This window comes from Gordonia sp. (in: high G+C Gram-positive bacteria) (genome assembly GCF_052106715.1).
In the GTDB taxonomy this organism is placed as follows: Bacteria; Actinomycetota; Actinomycetes; order Mycobacteriales; family Mycobacteriaceae; genus Gordonia.
Window position 1 is genome coordinate 1 of the sequence record NZ_JBQEDL010000016.1, and the last position, 24,736, is coordinate 24,736.

Sequence of the window (24,736 nt, forward strand, 5' to 3'; positions counted from 1 at the left end):
CTCGACCAGCGGAAGCGGAACTCGACCAGCGGAAGCGGAGCTCGACCACTCCGCTGGTCGAGCGGAGTCGAGACCCGACCGCCCCGCTGGTCGAGCGGAGTCGAGACCCGACTAGCCGAAACGACCGGAGATGTAGTCTTCGGTCTCTTTCAACTCTGGGTTGGAGAACAGCTTGGAGGTGTCACCGGTCTCGATGAGCTCCCCCGGTTTGCCGGTCGCCTTCAGGTTGAAGAACGCCGTCTGGTCGCTGACGCGCGCAGCCTGCTGCATGTTGTGGGTGACGATGACGATCGTGTAATCGCTCTTGAGTTCGGCGATGAGATCCTCGATCGCCAGGGTCGATATCGGGTCGAGCGCCGAACACGGCTCGTCCATCAACAGCACCTGTGGCGACACCGCGATGGCGCGCGCGATGCACAGACGCTGCTGCTGTCCGCCGGACAGCCCGCCGCCCGGCTTGTCGAGACGGTCCTTCACCTCGTTCCACAGGTTGGCGCCCCGCAGGCTCGCCTCGGCCACCTCGTCGAGCTTCGCCTTGTCGCGCACACCGCCGAGTTTGAGGCCGGCGACCACATTGTCCCGAATGGACATGGTCGGGAACGGGTTGGCGCGCTGGAACACCATGCCGACCGTGGTGCGCACACCGACCGGGTCGACATTCTTGCCGTACAGGTCGAGGTCGTCGAGCTTCACCGATCCCGTCGTGTACGCGCCCGGCGTCACCTCGTGCATGCGGTTCAACGTCCGCAGCACCGTCGACTTACCACAGCCGGACGGTCCGATGAACGCGGTCACCGACTTCGGGCGGATCTTCAGCGAGACGTCTTGGACTGCGTGAAAAGCGCCGTAGTAGACGTTCAGGTCTTGGATGGTCAGGCTCTTGGCCATGGTCAGTGTCCTTGCTTTACGGGGCCGGTGACCTGCGAGATCAATCGGGCGATGAGGTACACGATCGCGACCGCGATCACCAGCGTCAACGCTGCACCCCACACCGTCTCGTAGCCGCCTGGGCCCTTGTTGTACTCCTGCAGCATCATCAGCGGCAGTGACTGCTGGTTCCCGTCGAACGGGTTGACGTTCATCGCGCGTGTCGCCCCGACCAGGATGAGGACCGGAGCGGACTCCCCCATCACTCGGGCGACGGCCAGCATGATGCCCGTTATGATGCCCGACATCGCGGTCGGCAGGACGACCCGCAGGATCGTCTTCCACTTGGGCACGCCCAACGCGTATGCCGCCTCGCGCAGGTCCTGCGAGACGATCTTCAACATCTCCTCGGTGGCGCGGACCACCAGTGGGACCATCAACAAGACGAGGGCGAGAGCGACGACCAGACCCGACCGAGGAAGGCCGAGGGTGGTCCGCCAGACCGCGTACACGAACAGCGCCGCGACGATCGACGGCACACCCGACAGCACGTCGACCATGAACGTCGTGACTCGCGTCAACACGCTCTTGCGCGACCCGTATTCGACGAGGTAGATCGCGACGAACACCCCGAGGGGCACGGCGACGACGGCGGCGATCGCCGTCTGGATCAGCGTGCCGACGATCGCGTTGGCGGCTCCACCGTATCGTTCGGACTGCAGCCACCAGTCGGGGTCGAGAACCGGACCGATTCCGCGGGCGACGAGCGTCCACACGAGCCAGCCCAGCGGCAGGATCGCGAGCAGAACGGCCAGCGATACGCCGACACGGGCGGTACCGTCGGTCACCTTGCGACGGGTCGACATCGTTGTCAGTTCCATGCTCACGCCTTCCTGGCGATCACGGCGCGAGCGGCCGCGTTGACGATGAAGGTGAGGGCGAACAGCACCAGACCGGCCGAGATGTAGGCGCCCGTCTTCAGCGGGTCGTCGAACTCAGCCGCGTTGTTGGCGATGATCGTCGCGAAAGTCTCGCCACTCTCCAACAGGTTGAAGTTGATCGGGCCTGCCGTCGAGATGATCAGCATCAGCGCCATCGTCTCGCCAAGGGCGCGACCCAGACCGAGCATCGAACCGGAGATGTACCCGGAGAAGCCGAACGGCAGGACTGCGAACCGGATCACCTCCCACTGGCTGGCACCGAGTGCGAGCGCGGCCTCACGGTGACCGTGCGGAGTCTGCGCGAACACTTCACGCGTCACGGCGGTGATCACCGGCAAGATCATCACGGCGAGCACGATGCCCGCGGTCAGGACGGTGCCGCCCGTCGACATGTTCGCGGCATTCTCCGGCTGGGCGAAGAACGGCAAGAACCCGAGATTGTTCACGAGCCATTCGTTCGGGCCGACCATCGCCGGACCGAGGACCAGGATGCCCCACAGGCCGTAGACGATCGACGGGATCGCGGCGAGCAGGTCGACGGTGTAGGCGATCGGTGCCGCGAGGCGCTTCGGCGCGTACTCGGAGACGAAAAGCGCGATACCCAATGACACGGGCATCGCGATGATCAACGCGATCACCGAGACCAGGACTGTGGCGTAGAACTGCCGCGGGATACCGAAGGCGAGGTCCCCCGACGTCGCCCACGGCCCCTGGAAGGTGAAGAAGTTCGCGGTGTTCTCGGCAAGCGCTGGAATGGCCTGGATCAGCAAGAAGACCGCGATCAGACCGATCACCACGGAGACGAGCAGGCCGGAGCCGGTGGCGAGGGTGCGCATCACCCGATCCCCGGTCCGCGACACCGCCGAACCCGGCGCACGTGATGAGCCTCGACGACCCGAAGGCGGGGCGGGCTGCGTACTCGCAGCTCGCCCCGCCTTGGGCTCCGTCGAGGCTTCTGGATTCACAGAGCTCTCGACAGTCGTATCCGGACTGGTCACAGCGCGTCGATCGTGCCGCGCAGAGTCTGCTTGAACGCGTCCGGCAGCGGCACATAGCCTGCCTCGGCGAGTCCGTCCTGACCCTTGTCAAGGATGGTGGTGAACGCCGACTTCAGGCTCTCGGACACCTGGTCGTCGTCGTAGCCGGTGGAGCACACGATCTCATAGGTGGTCAGAACCAGCGGGTAGGCGCCCGGCTCCTTCATCTTGTACAGCGCGTCGGTGTCGACGACGAGGTCCTTGCTGCCCGGCGTGACGAACTTGGCCGTATCGAGGGCCTTGCCTGCGGTCTCTGCGGTCAGCGCGGTGGGGCCTGCACCGAAGTCTATCTGGGAGACACCGAGGTTGTTCTCGGTTGCAAAGCCCCACTCGACGTAAGCGATCGAGCCCGACGTCTTCTTCACGGTGTCACCGACGCCGGTCGACTTCGCTGCAGCCGAACCGCCGTGGCCCGTCCACTCCTTGCTGTGCTCGTACGGCCAGTCCTTCGGCGCCGCGGCGTTGAGGTACTTGGTGAAGTTGTCGGTGGTACCCGAGCTGTCGCTACGGTGGACCGGGATGATCTTGGTCGACGGGAGGTCGACGCCCGGGTTGAGGGCCGCGATCGCCGGATCGTTCCACTCGGTGATCTTCGAGTCGAAGATCTTCGCGAGGGTCGACGCGTCGAGCGTGAGCTTGTCGACACCGTCGAGGTTGTAGGCGACAGCAACGGGGCCGGCGACCAGCGGGATATGCCACGCGTCGTTGCCTCCGCAACGCTCCTTGGCCTTGGTGATCTCGTCGTCCTTGAGCGGCGAGTCAGAGCCGGCGAAGTCGACGTCGCCCGCGATGAACTTCTTGATGCCATCGCCGGAACCGGAACCGGTGTAGTCGAGGTTGACGCTGCCGTCATCGGTGAGGACGTCGGAGAACAGTTCCATCGCCTTCTGCTGGGCGGTCGAGCCCTCACCGGTGATGGAGCCCTCGTCGGAGGAGCTGCTGCATGCGGACAGGACGAGGGTGGCTGCCACTGCGGTGGCAGCGGCGGCACCGGCGCTGCGAACGAGCTTGGGATTGACGCTCATGGGGTCGATGGCCTTTCGGTCTGCTTCGGGGGATTCGAAGCGAACCTATCCAGGCGCGGTTAGGGGGAGGCGACGCGTCGGTGGCCGGGTGAGAAACAATCGGGTCGAGTAGACGAACAGAAGGTGTCTTACGGACGAATCGCCTGTTGCGACGTCACGCCGTTCGGTATGTGATGTCGGCGCGGTACCTCGTGAAACCGAGACCGTCGTACGTATGCAGCGCGGACGTGTTATCGCCTTCGACGTACAGTTCCACTCCGCCCAGACCCCGCTCGGCCAGGTAGTGCAGCCCGGCCAGGGTCAGATACTTGCCGAGACCGCGGCCCTGCGCGGTCGGATCGACGCCGACGATGTACACCTCACCGAGGTCGGGCTTGTCGACCTTGGTCCAGTGGAAGCCCAGGAGCGTGTGGGGATCGGCGGCGTCGAACGCGAGGAACACGCCTTCCGGATCGAACCAGGCGGCCCCGGTTCGCTCATCGACGTCGTGCTGCGTCCAGCCGCCCTGTTCGGGATGCCAGTCGAAGGCCGCATTGTTGACGCGAAGGATCTCCTCGTCGTCGCCGGGACGGTACGTGCGGACGACGAGGTCGTCGCGTTGCGGCAAGGCGGGCAGCGGCTCGGACAGCGGGCGCCGCAGTTGCAGCAGTTCGCGATGGCGTTCGAGCCCCAGCACGTCCGCGACTCGCTGCGCAGCGGGCAGATCGCCGTGCGCCCAGATCTGCGGGCGGTCGCCGAGCTCGGCCGCCGCGTGGAGCACCGCTCCGACGAGCGCCCGCCCCTCGCCCGTTCCCCGGCGATCGGGGTGGACGACGGCCTCCGCCATCGGAGCCTCCCCGTCGCGGGCGTCGAGCACGTTCCCATACCCGTGCTCGGTGACGATGTGCAGTGCTCCGCCGTTGCGGACCGCCAGACGATGCTGCTCGCTGAGCGCCTCGATGCCGTCGGCTCGCTCAGCCGCGTCGAGCACGGTCAGTGCGTAGTCGACGTCTGCCGCGGTCAGTGCACCGCGCACGATTCTGCTCGGGAAGGAGTTGCTCATGAGTTCCGAGGGTAGTCGTCCCACTGCTGATCGAGCGGAGTCGAGATCTCAGTCGGGCTCGCCGGCACCGGATTCGTCGGCCGCTCGTCCGACGGAGGGTTTCACGGCCTTGTAACCGACGTTCCGGACCGTGCCGATCAGCGACTCGTGATCCGAACCGAGCTTGGCGCGGAGCCGTCGGACGTGGACGTCGACCGTGCGCGTCCCGCCGAAGAAGTCGTAGCCCCACACCTCGTGCAGCAGTTGGGCACGAGTGAAGACGCGGCCCGGGTTCTGCGCGAGATACTTGAGGAGCTCGAACTCCTTGTACGTCAGGTCGATCGGCTTGCCACGCAGCCTGGCGGTATAGGTGCTCTCGTCGATGACCAGTTCACCCAACGTCACCTTGTCGGTCAGTTCGGGCTCCGGCGAGGTCCCGCGAGACGACGTCAGTCGGAGTCGGGCGTCGAGCTCGGCCGGCCCGGTTCCAGGGAGAAGGAAGTCGTCGATCCCCCAGTCCGAGTTGACCGCGACCAGCGATCCTTCACCGACCACCGCGACCACGCGGGACCCGGTCGATTCGAGCAGACGGCATAGCGTGCGGGCGCTCGCGAGGTCGGAGCGGGCGTCCACCAGGACGAGGTCCGCCTCGGAGGCGCTCACCAGTGACGACGTGTCGGCCAGAGCCAATGTCACATCGTGGGGCAACAGCGTCAGGGATTCCAGTACAGAGTCCGGCGAAGACTCCGACGTCAACAGCAACAGGTCCACTCACCACTCCGCTCTCGTCGTGGCCTCTTGGCTGAACTGTCGATCGACGCTGGTCGCAGCTCGTGAAGATCTGATGTCAGAATAGACCCGATGCCCCCGTCTTCCCGAATCCGGCCCTCCCGCCGCGCTGCGCAGATCGCTGCCATCACCGCCGTGGTGGTCGTGATCGTACTGGTCATCGGCTTTTTGGCAGACACCCTCGCGGCATCGCGCGCCGAGCACCGAGTGGCGGCGGCCGTCGAAGAATCGGCGCTCGTGGACTTCGAGCCCGAAGTGACCCTCGGTGGCTTCGGGTTTCTCACGCGGGCGAGTGACGGCCGGTTCCCGTCGATGGCGATCAGCGCGCGTGGCGTCACGATCACCGGGTGCGGCGACCGCGGCGCCTGCACGGCAACGGTCGACGCCCGCCTCGGCGACGTCACGACCGGCGATGTGTGGAAGTTCGACGCGACGACCCCGATCCACACGGGAGCGATCACTGCCGAGACGCGCATCGACTCGGTGAACCTCGGACGAGTCATGGGGATCACCGATCTCTACATCAACACTCCGGCTCCAGAAGGCAAAGCAGGCGGCGGCGGTCCGGGCGACGGGCTCCTTGAGCGCACCGACGGAATCATGCTCAGCGGCACAGTCCCGTATCCGGACTCGCCCGAATACGAGCACGGCCTCCCGCCGTCGGCGTCCGGCTATACCGCGCCGAAAGTGAAGATCAGCGTCAGCGCGCGCGTATTCGTCGTCGACGGTCTCGTCCACGTCGAAGCCACCGACCTGTACGACGGCCCCGAGGACCACTACTCCGCAGACGTCCCGCCAGAATTTCGCGCACACGTTCTCAAGCGCTTCTCGAGCGTCCTCCCGCCGCTCCCGATGGCGTGGAACACTGTCCCGAGCAAGGCTCTGAGCAGGGGAAGTGATCTCGTCGTCGCCGGGAACAGCGATCAGCGAATTGTCAAGCCCATCGATTACTGCGCGGTCTAGGATCGGGGACGCCGACCCGTTTCGTTGTAATCTCGACGTCTCCACCCGGACTGCGTCACGCCCAAGGGTGACAGCGCTCGTTATCGCTTCGAAAGGAAACACACATGGCACGCCCCGATGTCCTGGTCAGCGCCGATTGGGCTGAGCAGAACCTGAACACAGACAAGGTCGTCTTCATCGAGGTCGACGAGGACACGTCGATCTACGACCTGAACCACATCCCTGGCGCCATCCGCCTGGACTGGCGCGAGGACCTGCAGGACGGCCTCCGTCGCGACTTCCTCGACGCCGAGGGCTTCTCCAAGCTGCTGAGCGAACGCGGCGTCTCCAACGACGACACCGTCGTCCTCTACGGCGGAAACAACAACTGGTTCGCCGCCTACGCGTACTGGTACTTCAAGATCTACGGCCACAAGGACGTCCGTCTGCTCGACGGCGGCCGCAAGAAGTGGGAGCTCGACGGTCGCGAGCTGAGCAGCGACACCGTCGCCCGCGAAGCCACGAACTACGTCGCACAGGCTGCCGACAACTCGATCCGCGCATTCCGCGACGAGGTCATCGACTCGATCGGTTCCAAGAACCTCGTCGACGTCCGCAGCCCCGACGAGTTCTCCGGCAAGATCGCCGCACCGGCCCACCTCCCGCAGGAGCAGGCACAGCAGCGCGGTCATGTCCCAGGCGCCATCAACATCCCGTGGTCGTCGACCGCGAACGAGGACGGCACCTTCAAGTCCGACGATGACCTCGCCGCGTTGTACGCGGACAAGGGCTTCGACGATGAGAAGGAGACCATCGCGTACTGCCGGATCGGCGAGCGTTCGAGCCACACCTGGTTCGTCCTGCAGGAGCTGCTCGGCAAGAAGAACGTCAAGAACTACGACGGCAGCTGGGTCGAGTACGGCTCGCTCGTCGGCGCGCCCGTCGAGCGCTGACAGCCCCGACTTTCACTGAGAGGATTTTCCACATGTGTGCAGCACCCAAGCAGGGCCAGTCTCTGCCTGCAGGCGTTGACGTCGAGAAGGAGACCGTCCTGACCGGCCAGGTCGTCGACGGCTCCGGCAACCCGGTCGCGGGAGCTTTCGTACGCCTGCTCGACGGCACCGGCGAGTTCACCGCCGAGGTCGTCGCGTCGGCCACCGGCGACTTCCGGTTCTTCGCCGCCCCCGGGAGTTGGACGCTCCGTGCGCTGAGCTCACAGGGCAACGGCGACGTTACCGTCTCGCCCGAGGGTCCCGGCGTCTACAACCAGGACGTCGCCGTCTCGAAGTAGTCGCCGTCTCGAAGTAATCGTGGGATCTCGATGCCCTCGGTCCGCCCCGTCGGACCGGGGGCATCGTCGTATCCGGCGGTGTGACATATCCGGCAGTCGCCGACCACCGTCGAACGGACCGATGGGTGCGCGGTAGAATCTGCTCCGTGGTCCTTTTCTTCGAAATCCTGCTTGGTCTCGCGTCCGTGCTCATCGTGTGGTTCGCGCTGTACACCGTTTACCGCCTGGTCAACGACGAATCATGACTCGTTCGGGCAACGAGGCGATCTCCGACGCCGAGCTTCGCGCTCAAGAGACCGCCGGTAGAAACGTGCCCGCGATCGGCGATCTCCCCCTCCCGGTCGACACCGCGAATCTACGCGAAGGCCCCGACCTGAGCCCCTCGTTGCTCGCACTGCTTCCGATGGTCGGCGTCTGGGAAGGCGAGGGCGAAGGCCACGACCCGATCACCGGCGACGATTACCAGTTCGGCCAGCAGATCGTCGTCAGCCATGACGGCGGCGACTACCTCATCTGGCAGTCGCGCTCGTGGAAGACCGATGAAGACGGCGCCTACCTGGGCCCCGACCTCCGCGAATCCGGCTTCTGGCGGATCAGCGAGGACGACGACATCGAGTTACTCCTCACCCACGCCGAGGGCGTGATCGAACTGTTCTACGGCCGACCACTCAACCAGACGTCCTGGAACCTGACCACCGACGTCACGCTGCGCACCGAGACCGGCGTCCACACCGGAGGCGCGAAGCGCTTGTATGGGCTGGTCCCCGACGGCGACCTCGCCTACGTCGAAGAACGCGTCGACGCCGACGGCGAACTCACGCCGCGGCTGTCCGCGAAACTGCGCCGCGTCATCGGATAGTCGCCTCGGCGGACAACCACCACTGACTCGCAACGCAACCAACACCGCTCAGCACCGGCACCGGTCGATAGACAGGTGCCGGTGCTGAGCGGTGTTGGTTCTTGGGGATGGTCGCGCTTACGCGCCGGTCGATGCCAGCTCGGCGTCGATGCGGAGGACACCGGAGCCGTCGCCGTCGACCATGCGGAGTCGGCCGAGAATCTCAGAGACGGTGGACTCTTCCTCGACCTGCTCGGAGATGAACCAGTCGATCACCGGGCGGGAGTCGAGGTCACGCTCGTCCTCCGCCTGGCGGTACAGCGTGCGGATCCCCTCAGAGACGTTGCGCTCGGCTTCGAGCGCGATCTCGAAGACATCCTGGATCTTCTCGACCTTGACCGACGGGATGGTGATGTCGCCGATCACCGGATGGTTGTCGCGATCGGTGAGGTGGTCGATGAGCCGGTCGGCGTGGGTCAGCTCTTCCGCCGACTGTGCGCGCAGCCACGACGCCATGCCGGGAAGGTCACGCACGTCCATCTCGATCGCCAGCTGGCGGTACAGGAACGACGACTCGTACTCGCGAGTGATCTGCTTGATGAATTCAACTTCGAGTTGTTCGCTCATCTTCATGGCGTTTTCCTTACGTTCAGAGAGAGAATTCAGGAGCCCTCGAATTCTTTCGGACATGATCCAGAATAGCCACGAAATTGAATCCGTCCAGCCAGGTACGGCATACCTTATCTGCAGGTCATAGCGCTTTACGCGAGTATTTACATTAGGCTTTCCTACCTGAAAGAAGGCAAGGATAAATAACCTTATAAGTCGATTTCGCTGGTCAGCTGATTTCGATGATCGGAACGCCGTGGACGACGGTCGGCTGATGCGTGATTACCACCACGATGCGTTCTGGACCGAAAAGATCGGTCCGGTCGCAGATTCGACGCAACATCGCGGGCGCATCGGCCAGATCGAGATGCTCGGTGGGCTCGTCGAGAACAACGATGCGTGCCGCGTGCACCAGGGCACGCGCCACGAGGAGCCGGCGACGCTGACCGCCGCTGACCGATGCGGCACCGGCCAACTCGGTATCGAGACCTTCGGGGAGCGATGCGAGCCAGCCGTCGAGCCCGACGTCCGTCAACGCGTCGACGATCTCACCATCGGTCACGTCGCCGCGAGCCACCCGCATGTTCTCCCGGACGGACGTGGAGAACAGATGCGCCTCTTCGGCGAAGTATGCCGCCGAACGGTCGAGGTCCGCAGGCTCGCTCGCCACCGATCCGCCAAGCGGAGTGAGCAGCCCCGTGAGCGTCATCCCCAACGTTGATTTTCCCGCTCCGCTGCGTCCTGTGACGAGAAGCCGGTCGCCGGGTCGCAGCCGCAGATCGATGCCGCTGTCCGGGCCGAGTGCTCGCTCGCGTCCCCATTGCAGACTGCGGGCGATCAGGGTCGCCGGTCGCGGATCGAACTCGGGGTCGGCGGTGACGACCGCTGGTCCGGCGGCGGCCACCAACGCCATCACGCGCGCCGCGCTCTGCCGTCCGGACTCCCATGCGATCGCCGCGTCGGTCAGCGGTCCGGTCGCTTCGAATGAGGACAACGGCATCAGGACGAGGACTCCGAGCAGCATCGGCGTGACGACTCCGTCGGACGACGACGCGTCCATCAACGATCCGGGCAGACGGGAGGCAAGGTCGACGGCGATCACGGCCGCCGCGACGACGCTGACGAGCATCGCGATCGGCGTCATCGATGCCGCGCCGGCCTGCCTCGCGGCAGCTGCGTCGACGGCGCGCGCGTGGCGTTCGTCCGCGTCACGCAGCTGCGTCAACGCTCGATCGCGACGCCGCGCGACAGTGAGTTCTCCTGCGTGCCACAGCAATCCCGTGACGCCCGCACCGACCTGTTCGCGGGCCTGCGCGCCGTCGGCGACGATCCGCGACGACGCGCGTGCCCCCGCCAACGGTGCGAGCACTCCGCTGATCACCAGGGCCACCGCGAGGACCATGGCAGACACCGGAGAGACGGCGGCCATGATCGCGACGGCGGCGAGCGAGGTGACAGCACCGACGGCCATCGGCACCAGGCCGCGGACCACCGCATCGCCGATCTCGTCGACGTCCTCGGCGGTACGGGCCAACAATGCGGACCGATCGGATCGGGCGATCACCGCCGGGTCGCCGCCTGCGAGCACTCGGTAGAGCCGTGCCCGGGCGGTCGCCATCGCGCGCAGCGCGACGTCGTGGGTGGCGAGGCGCTCGAGATACCGGAACACGGCCCGGGAGATGCCGAGAGCGCGGACGGCGGTCACCGCGACGGACAGGTACAGGACCGGCGGCATCTGCCAGGCCCGCGTGATGAGCCATGCCGACAACGCGGCGAGGCTGAGCGCCGACAAGGCGCCGCCCGCACCGAGTGCGATCGCGGCGAGCGGCGTGCGCCGACGCATTCCGGCGAAGTCGAGCGCGCGCAGCAGCGGATCGTCACCGAACATCGGCAGCCTCCGGCACCGCGGCTACGACGGTGTCGGCGATCGAGCGCGCGGCAGCCCGATGCGAGACGAGTACGACGGTGGCGCCCGCGGCGGCGCGCGCGGCGATCGCGTCCAACACCCGGCCCGCGGTGTCGTCGTCGAGGTGGGCAGTCGGTTCGTCCAAGAGCAGGAGCGAGGCGTCGGACGCGAGGACTCGGACGAGCGCCAGTCGTTGCCGCTGGCCGGCCGAGAGTCCCGACCCGTCGGAGCCGAGCATCGTCGCGGTCCCGTCCGGCAGGTCTGCGAGGACGTCGTCGAAGCCGACCGCGGCACCGGCACGGTCCACGGCGTCAGCGTCCAGCCTGCCGAAGACCGCCAGATTCTCCTCGACGGTCCCCGTCACGATCACCGGGTGCTGCGGCAGCCACGCCACCTGGGCGTGGAATGCGTCGGGCGCGAGTTCGCGCACGTCGACCCCACCGATGCGGATGGCGCCCTCGTCGGGCGTCTCGAGTCCCAGGATCGCCGACAGCAGCGTCGATTTGCCCGAACCATTTGAGCCGCAGACCACCGTGACCCGGCCGGGCGCACACTTGCCGCTGACTCCGCGGGGCGTCCAGCCGTCACGGGTGCGGACCCCGACGTCGTCGACGTCGACGGCGCGGCCCGCCACGTCGAGCGTTCGGGTCCCCACCGGCTCGCCGGTGCGCGCGCAGACGTCGAGCACATCGCGCGCAGCAAGGATCCCGTCCTGTGCGGTGTGGAACGTCGAGCCGATCCGCCGCAGCGGCGCGTACGCCTCCGGAGCGAGGACGAGCGCGAGCACGCCCGCGTACAGGCTCATGTCACCGAAGACCAGGCGCAGACCGATCCCGACCGCGACCAGCGCAACGCTCAACGTGGCAAGCATCTCGAGTACCGCTCCGGACAAGAACGCGATCCGCAGCGACGACATGGTCGTCCGACCGAATTCGCGGCCGAGTTCGTCGACGCGCCGGGTGGGCCCGATAGAACGGCCGATAGCGCGAAGCGTAGGCAGTCCGGTCAGCAGATCCAGCAGCTGCGAACTCTGGTTGCTCATCGCGTCGAGTTTGCGGCGTGTCCGGTCGCGGGTGAGCAGCCCGATCAACACCATGAACAGTGGGATCAGCGGGAGGGTGAACACGATGATCAGCGCCGACGGCCAGTCGGCCCAGGCGATGACGACGATCACCAGCGGGGTGATGATCACCGTCGACATCAGGGCGGGCAGATAGTCGGCGAGGTAGTCGACGAGAGCGTCGAGTCCCCGCAGCAGGACGGTCGACGAGCGATCCCGTTCGGCCGCGAGACGATGCGGCGACGTCCGGGTCGCGTCGGTCAGGGCGTCGACGGCGCTCGCTCGCAGTTCGGCGATCGTCGACAGCGCGGCCCGGTGCGCGTAGCGCTCCTGCAGATACGACACGGCTGCGCGCACCGTGAACGCTGCCGCGATTACCGACAAGTGCACGCCCTGAGCACCGAAGCTCCGCGCCGACGGCTCGGTGACGAGCTCACCGAGGAGCCCGGCCAGACCGACGGCGCCCGCGATCACCGCGACGACGGTTCCGACGGAGAACGCTGCGAGGGCGACGCTGTAGCGGCGCGCGGAGCCCGAGTACCGCAAAAGTCGCGGATCGAAGGGCGGTGTCCTAGCTTCGTCCGGCATCCGGCGCCTCCTCGCGCAACGGCAGGCCGCCGTGCTCGGGGATCCGGCCGACCGACAGACGCTGACGGAACACCCAGTACGTCCACCCCTGGTAGGCGAGCACGACGGGGGTCATGATCGCGGCGGCCCAGGTCATCACCACGAGCGTGTAATGGCTCGACGACGTGTTGCCGACGGTCAGGTTGTACGCGGCGTCGGTAGTCGACGGCAGCACGTTCGGGAACAGCACGCAGAACAGCAGCCCGACCGTGCCTGCGATGGCGACGCACGTCGCACCGAACGAGAGTCCCTCTCGGCGCAGGTACGCGCCGATGACCATCACGACCGCTGCGACCGCGGCGATCCCGACGATCACCCACGTCCAGTCCTTGCCGTATTCGAGCTGGGTCCACAGCAGGAATGCTGCGGCGACGACGGCACTCGGAATCGCCAGACGCCATGCGAGGGTCTGCGCCTCCTCGCGGAGGTCGCCCGTCGTCTTCAACGCGAGGAACACCGCGCCGTGGGTGATGAACACGAGGACGGTCGTCAGACCCCCGAGGAGCGCGTACGGGTTCAACAGGTTGAAGAAGCCACCGGTGTACTGGGCGTCCGCGCCGATCGGGATGCCGCGGACCACGTTCGCGAACGCCACCCCCCACAGGACGGCCGGCAGCCACGACCCCAGTCCGATTCCGACGTCGCACCATGCGCGCCATTTGCGGTCGTTGATCTTGCCGCGCCACTCGATGGAGACGACGCGGACGATCAACCCGATCAAGATCAAGAACAGCGGCAGATAGAACGCCGAGAACATGGTCGCGTACCAACCGCCGAACGCGGCGAACAACGCGCCTCCGCCGGTGATCAGCCACACCTCGTTGCCGTCCCAGACCGGACCGATCGCCGAGAGCAGCACTCGACGACGCTTGTCACCGTCGGGCTCGCTGCGGCGACCGAGGAACGGGAGCAGCATGCCGACGCCGAAGTCGAAGCCCTCCAGGACGAAATACATGACGAACAGGACCGCGACGAGCGCGAACCAGAATGTCTCCAGACTCATCGGTGCACTCCTCTAATACGCGAACGACAGCGGTTTGTCGGAGTCGGAGTCCGAGTCGGCTCCGACGTCGGGGGCGATCGCGTCCTTCTCGTTTGGACCGTCGATCACATAGCGTCTCTGCAGGTAGAACCAGACGACGCCGAGCGCGCCGTACAGCAGGGTGAAGCCGATCAACGAGGTCAGCACGATCGGCGACGTGTGGTTGGAGACCCCGTCCTGCACCAACATGTGAATACGGAGCGGGTCACCGTCGGGATCGGCCCAGTTGGGAACGACGACCCACGGCTGACGGCCCATCTCGGTGAAGATCCAGCCGGACGCGTTGGCCAGGAACGGCGTCGGCAGCATCCACAGCATCACCGTGCCGACCTTGCGCGGCACCACGCTTCGTCCTCGTCGCAGATACCAGAGCCCGCCGATAGCGACGATCACCGAGCCGAGCGCCCAGGTGATCATGGCGCGGAAGCCCCAGTAGGTGATGAACAAGTTGGGCGCGAAGTTCTGGTTCGGCATGTTCAACGCCTGCTGGTACTGGGCCTGCAGCTCGTTGACGCCCTGCACGGTGCTGTCGAAGCTGTGGTCGGACAGGAACGACAGCATGTTGGGGATCGCGATGACGTGTTCGATGTTGTCGCAGTTGTTCTGACGGCCGATGCTCAGCACCGAGAAGCTCGCACCGGTCTCGGTCTCGCACAGCGATTCGGCCGCCGCCATCTTCATCGGTTGCTGTTGGAACATCAGCCTGGCCTGCTGATCGCCGGTGATGAACAGCCCGATGCCGGACGCGAGAATCACCCATAGGCCGAGAATGGTGACCGGTCGCCACAGCGTGGCGTTGTCGCGGCGCAGCCTTTCCGGCGTCGCATCGATCTGGCTGGGCGACGTGGTGGTCGGCACCTGCGAGTCGTCGCCGGACGCCGACGCCTCTTCGAGCTTGCGGGCGCGGTAGCCGTTGCGCGCCATCCACCACAGGCCGATCACCGCGACGAAGGTCGACGCCGTGAGGAATGCGCCCGCGATCACGTGCGGGAACGCCACGAGTGTCGTGTTGTTGGTGATGACGGCCAGGAAGTTGTTCATCCGCGGGCGTTCGCGCGCCTCGTCCCAGGCCACGCCGACCGGGTGCTGCATGAACGAGTTCGCGGCGATGATGAAGTACGCCGACGCATTGACGCCGATGGCGACCAGCCAGATGCACGCGAGATGCACACGACGCGGGAGCCGACCCCACCCGAAGATCCAGAGTCCGATGAACGTCGACTCGAGGAAGAACGCGACGAGACCTTCCATCGCGAGCGGAGCGCCGAACACGTCGGCGACATAGCGGCTGTACTCGCTCCAGTTCATACCGAACTGGAACTCCTGCACGATGCCGGTCGCGACGCCGAGCGCGAAGTTGATGAGGAAGAGCTTGGAGAAAAACTTGGTGGCGCGTAGCCACTGCTCGTTCCCGGTGCGGTGCCAGACGGTCTGCATCACCGCGATCAGAGGCGCCAAACCAATGGTCAACGGCACCAGGATGAAGTGGTAGACGGTCGTTATCCCGAACTGCCACCTGGAAATGTCAACGACATCCACGCTCGCCTCACAATCGTCGATCCCAAGAGCCGGTGCCCCGAGGCCTCGTACCGAGCCTCTTACTACGGAGCGTAGTAGCAATGGGTGGGAAAACAACCCCATCGTGACCCACGAGACCAAAGGCCCCGATCATTCGAGCCCAACGCACCGCGGCGGCGATTACATCATCGCGCGGCGATCGCGTCGATGACGAGCTTCGCCACATCGACGGCACGATTCGGCGGTTCTTTCAGCACCCGATCGTCGATTCGACGCACCCGCGCGGCGAGAGTGAGCGACGAGAGCAGCCACACACCGTCCGCTCGGACCAGATCGTCCGGGGTCATTCGCCGATACCGGACCGCGATGCCGCGTCGGCTCGCGACGTCGAACAGCGCGGCCTGCGTGGTTCCCGCGAGGATCCCGTCGCCGGGCGGCGTCGCCGTCAACCCGCCGTCGAGCACGGCGACGACGTTGGCACGCGGGCTTTCGAGCACCGAACCCGCCGACGACAAGTAGATCGCGTCGTCGAAACCGTTGCCGTGTGCGTGCCGGAGTGCCGCGGTGTTGCGCGCGTAGCTCAACACCTTCGCGCCGGACAGCTCCCACGGTGCGGCGACGTCCGGGTCCTGGGCCCTCGGCAGAAGAGTGACGCTCACTCCGCCACGTCGAGCCGCCGCGGCCCGCTCCGGCACCGGCGACACCGTCACGAACGCGGTCGGTGTATCCGGCTCGGATTCGCGGCCGCGGCTGTAGACGATGCGCAGCGCGCCGTCGCGGAGCGTCGCCCACCCCTCCTGCACCCAGCCGTCCTGGGCCACGACGACGGCGCGACGCAGCGCCTCGATATCGGGTTCGGGTAGGTCCAGGCGTGCCGCGCCGTCGACCAGCCGCGCCAGGTGAGCGTCGACGAGCCGGGCTCGCCCCTCGCGCACCAGAACTGTCTCGAACACCCCGTCGCCGTGCAGGACGCCGAGGTCGTCCCCGAACAGCAGCGGCGCATGCTCATCACGGAGGCACCCGTCACCATCGACCACGATCACGTCGTCCACCGTAGACTGGCGACATGACCGCGGAATCGATTCAGCCCGCTCCCTCCCCCATTCTCACCTCTGTCCCCGGAGCCGTCCCCACACCCGAGGGCGACCAGAGTCCCGGAGTCGCCTGGCATTACGGCGATCCGCTGGGAGAACAACGAACGGCGACTCGCAGCGCCGGAGTCGTCGACCGCAGCGACCGCGGCGTCATCGAACTCGCGGGCCCCGAACGACTGACGTGGCTGCACACGATCTCCTCGCAGCACGTGTCCGGACTCGCGGATCGTCGTAGCGCCGAGAACCTGTCCCTCGACCTGAACGGGCGCGTCGAAGACCACTTCGTGCTCACCGACATCGACGAGGTCACCTGGCTCGACACCGAAGCCGACCGGAGCACGCCGCTGTTCGAGTTCCTGACCAAGATGGTCTTCTGGGCACAGGTCACTCCGACCGAGCGCACCGACATGGCGGTCCTGACGCTGGTGGGCCCGGAGATCCGCTCCGGTGCGATCGCCGAACTGCTCGACATTCCCGCCGACGCCGACGTCTACGCCGCAGGCAACCTCCCGGAATTGCATCACGACGACGAGCCGCTCGGCTTCTGGCGCGTGATGCCGCCGATCGGAGAAGGGCGGACCGCGCCCGTCGTCGATGTCGTCGTCCCGCGCGACGACCTCGCTCGCTGGTGGCACGAGCTCACGAACGCGGGCGCAGACCCGGCAGGCATGTGGGCCCTCGAAGCGCTGCGCGTGGCCGCGGGCCGTCCCCGACTCCACGTCGACACCGACGAGCGCACCATCCCGCAGGAGGCCGACTGGATCGGCGGCCCGGACGAGCACGGAGCAGTCCACCTCGACAAAGGCTGCTACCGGGGCCAGGAGACGGTGTCCCGCGTCGCCAATATCGGGCGCGCACCGCGCCGTCTCGTATTGCTCCACTTGGACGGCAGCTCGGCCACCCGCCCGGAGACCGGTGATCCGGTGGCCGCGGGCGGACGCACGGTCGGCCGCGTCGGCACCGTCGTCGACCACTTCGAGCTCGGCCCCATCGCGCTCGCGCTCGTGAAGCGGTCGGTTCCCGTGGACGCCGCCCTGATCGCGGGCGACGTCGAGCCGGGAGCCGACGAATCGGGCACCGCCGCGCGCATCGACGCCGATCTGTACGCCCCGGATGGCGCGATCCCCGCCGGGCGCGCCGCCCAGGAACGACTCCGCGGACGCTCCTGACCTTGTGAGACACGTCATGTGACGGCTCTCGCGGTGTTCTCGGACGGAGGCGAGGAGACTTAATTGCGTCTGCGCGCTAGACTGTCCCTACGAGAACTACTAACGAATAGAACGGGGCCGCCACTAAGATGGCCGCCCCGTCATTGTGCGAGGGGGTCCCATATGGGCCGCGGCCGGGCTAAAGCAAAGCAGACGAAGGTTGCACGTCAGCTGAAGTACTCCACCCCGAATACTGACTTCGACAGCTTGCAGCGCGAGTTGTCGGGCGGGAGTGGCGAGCAGTCGTTCACCGACACCTGGTCGGATGAGGACAGCCGAAGCGACGAGTGGCGACACGCCTGAGCGCTGTCTCGTAAAGTTGCGCGACGCCGTTTCGGTCAGTTCAGCCCCATCAACTGACCGAGGCGAGTCTCTGTCACCGATTGAGTGAACGAAGCAAGCGCAAAGGCCGCCGACCTACCCGAGGTCGGCGGCCTTCGTCGTGCAAGTCAGAACCGTGAATGGTCTCCGACTGTCAAAACCGTGAATGGTCTCCGACCAGATACGCGGAACCGTTGGCTGCGGATTCGCCGCGCTTGACCGAGCCGAGGACCCAGTTGTCGACGTGACGGGCAGTGAGAATCGCCTGCGCGCGATCGGTGTCTTCGGGGGCGACGATTGCGACCATGCCGACCCCCATGTTGAAAGTGCGCTCCATCTCGTCGCGTTCCACGCGGCCACGCTGTGCGATCAGCGAGAAGACCGGGGCGGGCTTCCACGAACTGCGCTCGAGGACCGCCTCGAGACCGGTCGGGACGACTCGGCCGAGGTTGTCGGCCAGTCCACCACCGGTGACGTGTGCGAATGTGCGGACCTCGGTCTCGGCGGCGAGTGCCAGGCAGTCCTTCGCGTAGATCCGGGTCGGCTCGAGGAGTTCCTCACCGAGGGTGCGCTCGAACTCTTCGACGTGACCGCCGAGGTCGAGGTGGCCCCACTCCAGGAGCACCTTGCGCGCCAACGAGTAGCCGTTCGAGTGAAGACCCGACGACCCCATCGCGATGACGACGTCGCCCGGTCGGACGCGGTCCGGGCCGAGGATCGAATCGGCCTCGACGACGCCGACGCCGGTCGCCGAGATGTCGTAGTGGGTGTCGTCCATGACGCCCGGATGCTCTGCTGTCTCACCGCCGAGCAGGGCACAGCCGGCGTCGACGCAGCCGTCGGCGATGCCCTTCACGATGTCGGCGACCGTCTCCGGGATCACCTTGCCGACCGCGATGTAGTCCTGCAGGAACAACGGCTGTGCTCCGCAGACCACGAGGTCGTCGACGACCATCGCGACCAGGTCCCGCCCGACGGTGTCATGCACACCCATCGCCTGCGCGACAGCCAGTTTGGTGCCGACGCCGTCGCTCGACGCCGCGAGGACCGGCTCACGGTAGTCGCCCTTCAACGAGAAGAGTCCGGCGAACCCACCGAGGCCGCCCATGACTTCGGGGCGAGTCGCCCGCTTGGCGTGCGGAGCGAACAGCTCAACCGCGCGCTCACCCGCATCGATGTCCACACCGGCTGCCGCGTACGACGCACCGCCCGCTGCATTCCCGGATGCCTGGTCGGCAGCCCCGTCCGTCATGGTGGCGCTTCTCCTACACACTCGCTAAAGGCGCGGCCGCACACCGACCGACGCCATGGTCAACGCACTCACGCTACCTGAGTGCGGGGAACGATCTCTCTCTGAGATCGGAAAATCACGGGCGCATGACTGCGCTGACGTTGTCGTTCGGAGCGGCCAGCCGGTCGGCGCCCGCTTCCTTCGACGCAGGCATCATGGTCTCCAACACGGCCTTGCCCATCGCGGTCTCGGACGGAAGCTCGATCGGGTACGTACCGTCGAAGCAGGCCGCACACAGTTCGGACGGCTTCTCGCCGGTCGCCTCGACCATGCCCTCGACGCTGATGTAGCCGAGGCTGTCGGCACCGATCGCCTGGCGCACACCGTCGACCATGTGCTCCTCGGACTCCATACCGTTGGCGATGAGCTCCGCGGGCGAGGCGAAGTCGATGCCGTAGAAGCACGGCCACCGGACCGGCGACGACGCGATGCGCACATGCACCTCGACGGCCCCGGCCTCGCGGAGCATGCGGATGAGCGCGCGCTGGGTGTTGCCGCGCACGATCGAGTCGTCGACGACGACGAGCTTCTTGCCGCGGATCACCTCGCGGAGCGGATTCAGCTTGAGACGGATGCCGAGCTGACGGATGGTCTGCGACGGCTGGATGAACGTGCGACCGACGTAGGCGTTCTTCATCAGGCCCTGCCCGTACGGGATCCCCGACTCCTGCGCGAAACCGACGGCCGCGGGTGTCCCGGACTCGGGAACGGGGATCACCAGTTCGCCCTCGGCGGGCTGTTCGCGTGCCAGGCGCCGACCGATGTCGACACGCGCCGAATGCACCGAACGACCGTGGATCACGCTGTCCGGACGGGCGAGGTAGACGTGCTCGAAGATGCAGAGTTTCGGTGTCGGCTCGGCGAACCGGGTGCTGCGGACTCCGTTGCTGTCGATCGCGAGCAGTTCGCCCGGCTCGATGTCACGGACGAACGACGCGCCGACGATGTCGAACGCCGCGGTCTCGGAAGCAACGACCCAGCCACGATCGAGTCGGCCGAGCGAGAGCGGGCGGATACCGTGCGGGTCACGTGCCGCGTACAAGGTGCTCTCGTCCTGGAAGGTCAGGCAAAACGCCCCCTTCAGGCTCGGCAGGAGCTCGACTGCCGCCTGCTCGAGAGTCTTGTCTGCAGCGCCGTGTGCGAGGAGGGCTCCGACCACGTCGGAGTCGGAGGTCGCGGTGGCGTGCGGACCGTACAATCGCAGGTCACGCGCACGCGAGGCGAGCTCAGCGGTGTTGACGAGGTTGCCGTTGTGCCCGAGTGCCACACCGCTGCCCGCGTCGGTATGCCGGAAGATCGGCTGCGAGTTCTCCCACGTCGTGGAGCCGGTGGTCGAGTACCGGCAGTGCCCGACGGCCACGTGACCGATCATCGAGGCGAGCGTCTGCTCGTCGAACACCTGACTGACCAGACCGAGATCCTTGAAGACGAGGACCTGCGCACCGTCGCCCACCGCGATTCCAGCGGCTTCCTGCCCGCGATGCTGCAGCGCATACAAGCCGTAATAGGTCAGCTTGGCAACGTCTTCGCCGGGCGCCCACACCCCGAAGACCCCGCACTCCTCGCGCGGCTCGTTCTCGACCTCGTCTGGCTGAGTAGATGCCTGCTGCGTAGGTGAGAGGAGATTGCGGGAGGTGATCGAAAGATCAGTCACAGGGCGACGCTCCATGTCGTGGGCTGGACGGGCGTACCCCAAGCGTACTGACCGGGAGGCCGGTTGGGAAAGCTGCGGATAGTCCGAGTGCGCAGGCTAACGGTCAGTACGTGACGAGCGACATACTATGCACGGCCCGGTGCACGCAGGACCGGGTGCGATCACAACCGAAGGGACATCGAAAGTGAGAGCACGATCAGTAAGCCTGACCGCCGCCGCTGTGGGGTCCGCCGTTATGGGGGCCGCCGCGGTGCTCGCACCGCTCGGCGTCACAGGCGAGGCAGCGGCAGAGCCCTCGACAACCTGCACCATGACCTACCTGAATCCGAACGTCTCTCCCCTCCCGCTGCAGGCCACCACGGTACTTCGCGCCAACGCGGACGGCGGCGGGAAGATGACGATCACCCTGAAGACCGATGCGGTCTCGATCATCGGCTATCACCAGGACGTCTCGTTCACGTGGGCCAACCTCGACACCGGCAAGAACGGCGGTGAGCAGACGTCCAAACGCGTCGTCGGACCGAACAACACCCTCGAGTTCCCCGGCGTGAAGACCGGCGTCGGTCGCATCACATTCGTAGCGTCCGCCTCCAACACCAGCTCGTTGGACCCCACGCACCTGACCTCGGGTCAGTGCACCGCCGAGCAGAAGGCGTTCTAGCGCGGTTCTAGCGCGGCGACAGCGGGATGACCGGCAGGTAGTCAGCGACGTCGCCCGCGCGATGCCCGGACACGCTGACTCGATGCTCGTCGACTGCTTCGCCGAACGAATCGAGCCCCGTCGCCAGGAGCAGCCATTGGCGCGGCGACGTCTCGACGACGTTCGGCGGGGTGCCCCGCGTGTGGCGGACGCCTTCAATGCATTGGACGGCGACGAACGGCGGGACCCGCAGTTCCACCGAGTTGCCCGGAGCGTCCTGGCCGATGGTGCGCGCAGTGGCCCGTACGGCGGCGGCCAGCGCTTGCCGTGGCGGTGTCGGGAGCGTGTCGTCGCGCAGCCAGTCGGCGACGGCGAGGACGGCGGCCCGCGTCTGCGCTGGGTCGACTCTGTCAGTGGGCGCCATCGGTCTAGCCGACGAACGGCGCGACGGTACCGCGGTCGACGATCTGCTCGACGACGTCGTCGTCGGTCCGCTCCTGACCGATGCGGAGGGTCTTGTTTCCGCCGTGGTAGTCGCTCGATCCCGTCGTGAACAGGCCGAGGTCGGACGCGATGCCGGCGAGTTCGGCGCGTGCTGCGTCGTCGTGGTCGGGGTGCCGGACCTCGAGTCCGGCGAGTCCGACGTCGACGAGACTCGCGAGGACGGGAGCGGACAGCACGGCGGCAGCCGTGCGGGCCCGCGGATGTGCGATGACGGGAACGCCGCCTGCGGCGACGATCATCGCAATCCCATCCACGAGCGAAGTGGACCGCAACGACACATGGTGCGGTCCACCGTCCTCGAGGATGCCCTCGAAAGCTTCCCCCACCGTGTCGATGACGCCCGCGTCGACGAGGGCACCGGCGATGTGCGGGCGGCCGATATTGCTGCGGCCCGCCTTGTCCCGCACCTGATCAAGGGTGATCGGGTACCCCGCCGCGATCAGGCTCTCGACGATCCGCGCGCCCCGATTGGTGCGTTCGTCGACGATCCGCTGCCACTCGGCGGCGATCTGGGGATGGTCGCGGTCGAAGAGGTAACCCAGCAGATGCACCGACACCAACGCGCCGTCGCGGCCCGGATGCTTGGTCGAGAACTCGGCTCCGGGCAGCACCCGCATGCCTGAAGGCACATGCTCGGCCGCCTGGTCCCAGCCGTCAGCCGTGTCGTGGTCGGTGAGGCCTACCGTCGTGAGCCCGGCTGCCTGCGCGGCCGCCAGCAGTTCTTCCGGCGTGTCCGTCCCGTCGGAAAAGCGCGTGTGCGTGTGGAGGTCGGCTGTGGGCATGAGCCGATTGTAGTGAAGCACTGAACCTCGCTAACCCTCTCGTAGGTGTCAGCGGGTGACACCTACGAGAGGGTTAAGCGTCGAGCCAGTAGTTTTGCGGCACGATGAACGCATGGGCACGGAAGTGAACCGGCAGAAGTTCAGCGGATCCGATCGCGTCCGGTTCCGGTCTCAGGTCTCGCGCGGCACCGAGGCGATCGCACGAATGCTGGCCGACGGGCTCTTCACCGATCACGGTCAGGCGCCCGAGCCGCTACTCGGCATGGAAGTGGAACTCAATCTGACCGACTCGGGCTCAGAGCCTGCGATGGCGAATTCGACGGTGCTCGACGCTATCGCCGACCCCGACTTCCAGACCGAGCTCGGTCAGTTCAACATCGAGATCAATGTGTCGCCGCGGCCGTTCGTCGGCGGCGACACCGTCACTCTCGAACAGATGCTGCGCACCTCGCTCAATCGAGCGGAGGCGCGTGCGGCGTCGACGGGCAATCATCTCGTGATGATCGGCATGCTGCCGACGCTGCGCCAGGAGCACTTCGCGCACCAGTGGATCTCCACGAACCCGCGCTACAGCCTCCTCAACGAACAGATCTTCGCGGCCCGCGGTGAGGACATGGAGATCGACATCGCGGGTGTCCCGCTGTCGTCGCGGACATCGCCCGAGCGGCTGGCCACGACGACGGACTCGATCCTCCCGGAGGCGGCCTGCACGTCCTTGCAACTGCATCTGCGCGTCGCCCCGGAAGACTTCGCGGCGCATTGGAATGCGGCGCAAGCGATCTCGGGCGTCCAGGTCGCGTTGGCGGGGAACTCGCCCTTCCTCGCAGGCAAGGCGCTGTGGCACGAGACGCGGATACCGGTCTTCGAGCAGGCCACCGACACCCGGCCGCTCGAACTGCGCAACCAGGGCGTCCGTCCCCGCGTCTGGTTCGGCGAACGCTGGATCACGACGATCTTCGACCTGTTCGAAGAGAACACTCGCTACTTCCCCGCCCTGCTGCCGGTGTCGACCGAGGTCGATCCGCTCGCCGAGCTCGACGCCGGACAGATACCCGAACTCGAGGAGCTGCGCCTGCACAACGGGACCGTGTACCGGTGGAACCGCCCGGTCTACGACGTCGTCGACGGCAATGCGCATCTGCGCGTGGAGAACCGAGTGCTCCCCGCGGGCCCCACCGTCGTCGACGTGATGGCCAACGCCGCGTTCTATTACGGGGTGGTGCGCGGCCTCGTCGAGGCCGACCGGCCGCTGTGGTCGCAGATGTCGTTCGACGCGGCCCGCGAGAATCTCGCGTCGGGCGCCCAGTGGGGCCTCGACGCCCAGCTGTACTGGCCGAACATCGGCTGGGTCAGTCCCGGCGAACTCACCCTCCGCCGTCTGCTACCGCTCGCCGACAAGGGACTGACGTCGTTCGGGGTGTCGGAGAAGGCGAAACGCCGGTACCTCGGCGTCGTCGAGGGGCGCTGTATGACGAGGCAGACGGGCGCGGTGTGGCAGCGACGGGCGGTGACGGCACGCGAGGATGCCGGCGAGTCCCGCGAGCAGGCGCTCCACGGGATGCTCACCGACTATCGAACGCTGATGCACGAGGGCGAACCGGTGCACAACTGGTCGTTGTGAAACATCGACGAGGTTTTGCGCGTTCTGAGTTCAACCTCCGGAGCCATCCGACGAGATGGCGTATTACCCGGCAGCCTCAAAGAAATGCCAGGTAGCGGAAAACGGCAC

Annotated in this window: 24 protein-coding genes; 8 read left to right on the top strand and 16 right to left on the bottom strand. The window is 66.5% G+C overall.

Annotated elements, in window-relative coordinates; all coding sequences use genetic code 11:
* Window positions 1-111: 111 nt before the first annotated feature.
* The 6 genes from pstB to ACTIMF_RS09890 all read right to left on the bottom strand — a co-directional run bounded on the left by pstB (window position 112) and on the right by ACTIMF_RS09890 (window position 5,662).
* Complete coding sequence (pstB, locus tag ACTIMF_RS09865; RefSeq protein WP_442350111.1) at window positions 112-888, bottom strand: phosphate ABC transporter ATP-binding protein PstB; 777 nt, start codon at window positions 886-888, stop codon at window positions 112-114.
* Window positions 889-890: 2 nt separating this feature from the next.
* The gene (gene pstA, locus ACTIMF_RS09870; RefSeq protein ID WP_442350112.1) at window positions 891-1,748 is read right to left on the bottom strand and encodes a phosphate ABC transporter permease PstA; all 858 of its coding nucleotides are present in this window, start codon (window positions 1,746-1,748) and stop codon (window positions 891-893) included.
* A gap of 2 nt (window positions 1,749-1,750) precedes the next feature.
* Window positions 1,751-2,773: a phosphate ABC transporter permease subunit PstC gene (pstC, locus tag ACTIMF_RS09875; protein WP_442350113.1), complete on the bottom strand. Its 1,023-nt coding sequence runs from the start codon at window positions 2,771-2,773 to the stop codon at window positions 1,751-1,753.
* Window positions 2,774-2,802: 29 nt separating this feature from the next.
* A complete protein-coding gene (pstS, locus tag ACTIMF_RS09880; protein WP_442350114.1) occupies window positions 2,803-3,870 on the bottom strand; it encodes a phosphate ABC transporter substrate-binding protein PstS in 1,068 nt (355 codons plus the stop codon).
* Between the two features lie 154 nt (window positions 3,871-4,024).
* The gene (gene mshD / locus ACTIMF_RS09885) at window positions 4,025-4,912 is read right to left on the bottom strand and encodes a mycothiol synthase (RefSeq protein WP_442350115.1); all 888 of its coding nucleotides are present in this window, start codon (window positions 4,910-4,912) and stop codon (window positions 4,025-4,027) included.
* Between the two features lie 48 nt (window positions 4,913-4,960).
* A complete protein-coding gene (locus tag ACTIMF_RS09890; RefSeq protein WP_442350116.1) occupies window positions 4,961-5,662 on the bottom strand; it encodes a winged helix-turn-helix transcriptional regulator in 702 nt (233 codons plus the stop codon).
* Window positions 5,663-5,752: 90 nt separating this feature from the next.
* Here ACTIMF_RS09890 and ACTIMF_RS09895 point away from each other — a divergent pair, with 90 nt between their 5' ends.
* From ACTIMF_RS09895 to ACTIMF_RS09910, 4 genes are all read left to right on the top strand, one after another.
* Complete coding sequence (locus ACTIMF_RS09895) at window positions 5,753-6,643, top strand: LmeA family phospholipid-binding protein (protein ID WP_442350117.1); 891 nt, start codon at window positions 5,753-5,755, stop codon at window positions 6,641-6,643.
* 104 nt (window positions 6,644-6,747) lie between these two features.
* Window positions 6,748-7,575, top strand: coding sequence for a sulfurtransferase (locus tag ACTIMF_RS09900; RefSeq protein WP_442350118.1), 828 nt, complete (start codon window positions 6,748-6,750; stop codon window positions 7,573-7,575).
* A 32-nt stretch (window positions 7,576-7,607) separates the two neighbouring features.
* Window positions 7,608-7,913 (top strand): DUF1416 domain-containing protein, encoded by a 306-nt coding sequence (locus ACTIMF_RS09905; protein WP_442350119.1) that lies wholly within the window; start codon window positions 7,608-7,610, stop codon window positions 7,911-7,913.
* Between the two features lie 241 nt (window positions 7,914-8,154).
* Window positions 8,155-8,772, top strand: a complete 618-nt coding sequence (locus ACTIMF_RS09910) for an FABP family protein (RefSeq protein ID WP_442350120.1) — start codon at window positions 8,155-8,157, stop codon at window positions 8,770-8,772.
* Between the two features lie 117 nt (window positions 8,773-8,889).
* On the opposite strand, the gene ACTIMF_RS09915 is transcribed toward ACTIMF_RS09910, so the two are convergent.
* The 6 genes from ACTIMF_RS09915 to ACTIMF_RS09940 form a co-directional block, all read right to left on the bottom strand.
* Entirely contained in the window at window positions 8,890-9,384 is a 495-nt protein-coding gene (locus ACTIMF_RS09915; protein ID WP_442350121.1) for a ferritin, read from the bottom strand.
* A gap of 205 nt (window positions 9,385-9,589) precedes the next feature.
* The gene (cydC, locus tag ACTIMF_RS09920; protein ID WP_442350122.1) at window positions 9,590-11,248 is read right to left on the bottom strand and encodes a thiol reductant ABC exporter subunit CydC; all 1,659 of its coding nucleotides are present in this window, start codon (window positions 11,246-11,248) and stop codon (window positions 9,590-9,592) included.
* A complete protein-coding gene (gene cydD / locus ACTIMF_RS09925; RefSeq protein ID WP_442350123.1) occupies window positions 11,238-12,914 on the bottom strand; it encodes a thiol reductant ABC exporter subunit CydD in 1,677 nt (558 codons plus the stop codon). Before cydD ends, cydC begins: the two co-directional genes overlap by 11 nt.
* Window positions 12,898-13,956 (bottom strand): cytochrome d ubiquinol oxidase subunit II, encoded by a 1,059-nt coding sequence (gene cydB, locus ACTIMF_RS09930; RefSeq protein WP_442350124.1) that lies wholly within the window; start codon window positions 13,954-13,956, stop codon window positions 12,898-12,900. The genes cydD and cydB overlap by 17 nt, the downstream gene beginning before the upstream one ends.
* Before the next feature lie 12 nt (window positions 13,957-13,968).
* Entirely contained in the window at window positions 13,969-15,534 is a 1,566-nt protein-coding gene (locus ACTIMF_RS09935) for a cytochrome ubiquinol oxidase subunit I (protein ID WP_442350125.1), read from the bottom strand.
* Between the two features lie 164 nt (window positions 15,535-15,698).
* On the bottom strand, window positions 15,699-16,556 hold the full coding sequence (locus tag ACTIMF_RS09940; protein WP_442350126.1) for an aminodeoxychorismate lyase: 858 nt from the start codon (window positions 16,554-16,556) through the stop codon (window positions 15,699-15,701).
* A gap of 23 nt (window positions 16,557-16,579) precedes the next feature.
* Between ACTIMF_RS09940 and ygfZ the strand changes: the two genes are divergently transcribed.
* Together ygfZ and ACTIMF_RS09950 are read left to right on the top strand one after the other, a co-directional pair.
* Window positions 16,580-17,776 carry a CAF17-like 4Fe-4S cluster assembly/insertion protein YgfZ gene (gene ygfZ / locus ACTIMF_RS09945; RefSeq protein ID WP_442350127.1) on the top strand — a complete coding sequence of 399 codons (1,197 nt, stop codon included), beginning with the start codon at window positions 16,580-16,582 and terminating at the stop codon, window positions 17,774-17,776.
* Window positions 17,777-17,938: 162 nt separating this feature from the next.
* Window positions 17,939-18,118 carry a DUF3073 domain-containing protein gene (locus tag ACTIMF_RS09950; protein WP_442350128.1) on the top strand — a complete coding sequence of 60 codons (180 nt, stop codon included), beginning with the start codon at window positions 17,939-17,941 and terminating at the stop codon, window positions 18,116-18,118.
* Between the two features lie 172 nt (window positions 18,119-18,290).
* Here ACTIMF_RS09950 and purM read toward each other — a convergent pair whose 3' ends face one another.
* Together purM and purF are read right to left on the bottom strand one after the other, a co-directional pair.
* Window positions 18,291-19,388, bottom strand: coding sequence for a phosphoribosylformylglycinamidine cyclo-ligase (gene purM / locus ACTIMF_RS09955; protein ID WP_442350129.1), 1,098 nt, complete (start codon window positions 19,386-19,388; stop codon window positions 18,291-18,293).
* 115 nt (window positions 19,389-19,503) lie between these two features.
* Entirely contained in the window at window positions 19,504-21,081 is a 1,578-nt protein-coding gene (purF, locus tag ACTIMF_RS09960; protein ID WP_442350130.1) for an amidophosphoribosyltransferase, read from the bottom strand.
* A 184-nt stretch (window positions 21,082-21,265) separates the two neighbouring features.
* Between purF and ACTIMF_RS09965 the strand changes: the two genes are divergently transcribed.
* Window positions 21,266-21,742 carry a hypothetical protein gene (locus ACTIMF_RS09965; RefSeq protein WP_442350131.1) on the top strand — a complete coding sequence of 159 codons (477 nt, stop codon included), beginning with the start codon at window positions 21,266-21,268 and terminating at the stop codon, window positions 21,740-21,742.
* A gap of 7 nt (window positions 21,743-21,749) precedes the next feature.
* Here the strand turns inward: ACTIMF_RS09965 and ACTIMF_RS09970 are convergent, their stop codons facing one another.
* On the bottom strand, window positions 21,750-22,145 hold the full coding sequence (locus tag ACTIMF_RS09970; protein ID WP_442350132.1) for a sterol carrier family protein: 396 nt from the start codon (window positions 22,143-22,145) through the stop codon (window positions 21,750-21,752).
* 4 nt (window positions 22,146-22,149) lie between these two features.
* A complete protein-coding gene (locus ACTIMF_RS09975; protein WP_442350133.1) occupies window positions 22,150-23,007 on the bottom strand; it encodes a PHP domain-containing protein in 858 nt (285 codons plus the stop codon).
* Window positions 23,008-23,119: 112 nt separating this feature from the next.
* On the opposite strand from ACTIMF_RS09975, the gene ACTIMF_RS09980 reads away from it, so the two are divergent.
* The gene (locus ACTIMF_RS09980) at window positions 23,120-24,628 is read left to right on the top strand and encodes a glutamate--cysteine ligase (protein ID WP_442350134.1); all 1,509 of its coding nucleotides are present in this window, start codon (window positions 23,120-23,122) and stop codon (window positions 24,626-24,628) included.
* The last annotated feature ends 108 nt before the right edge of the window (window positions 24,629-24,736 follow it).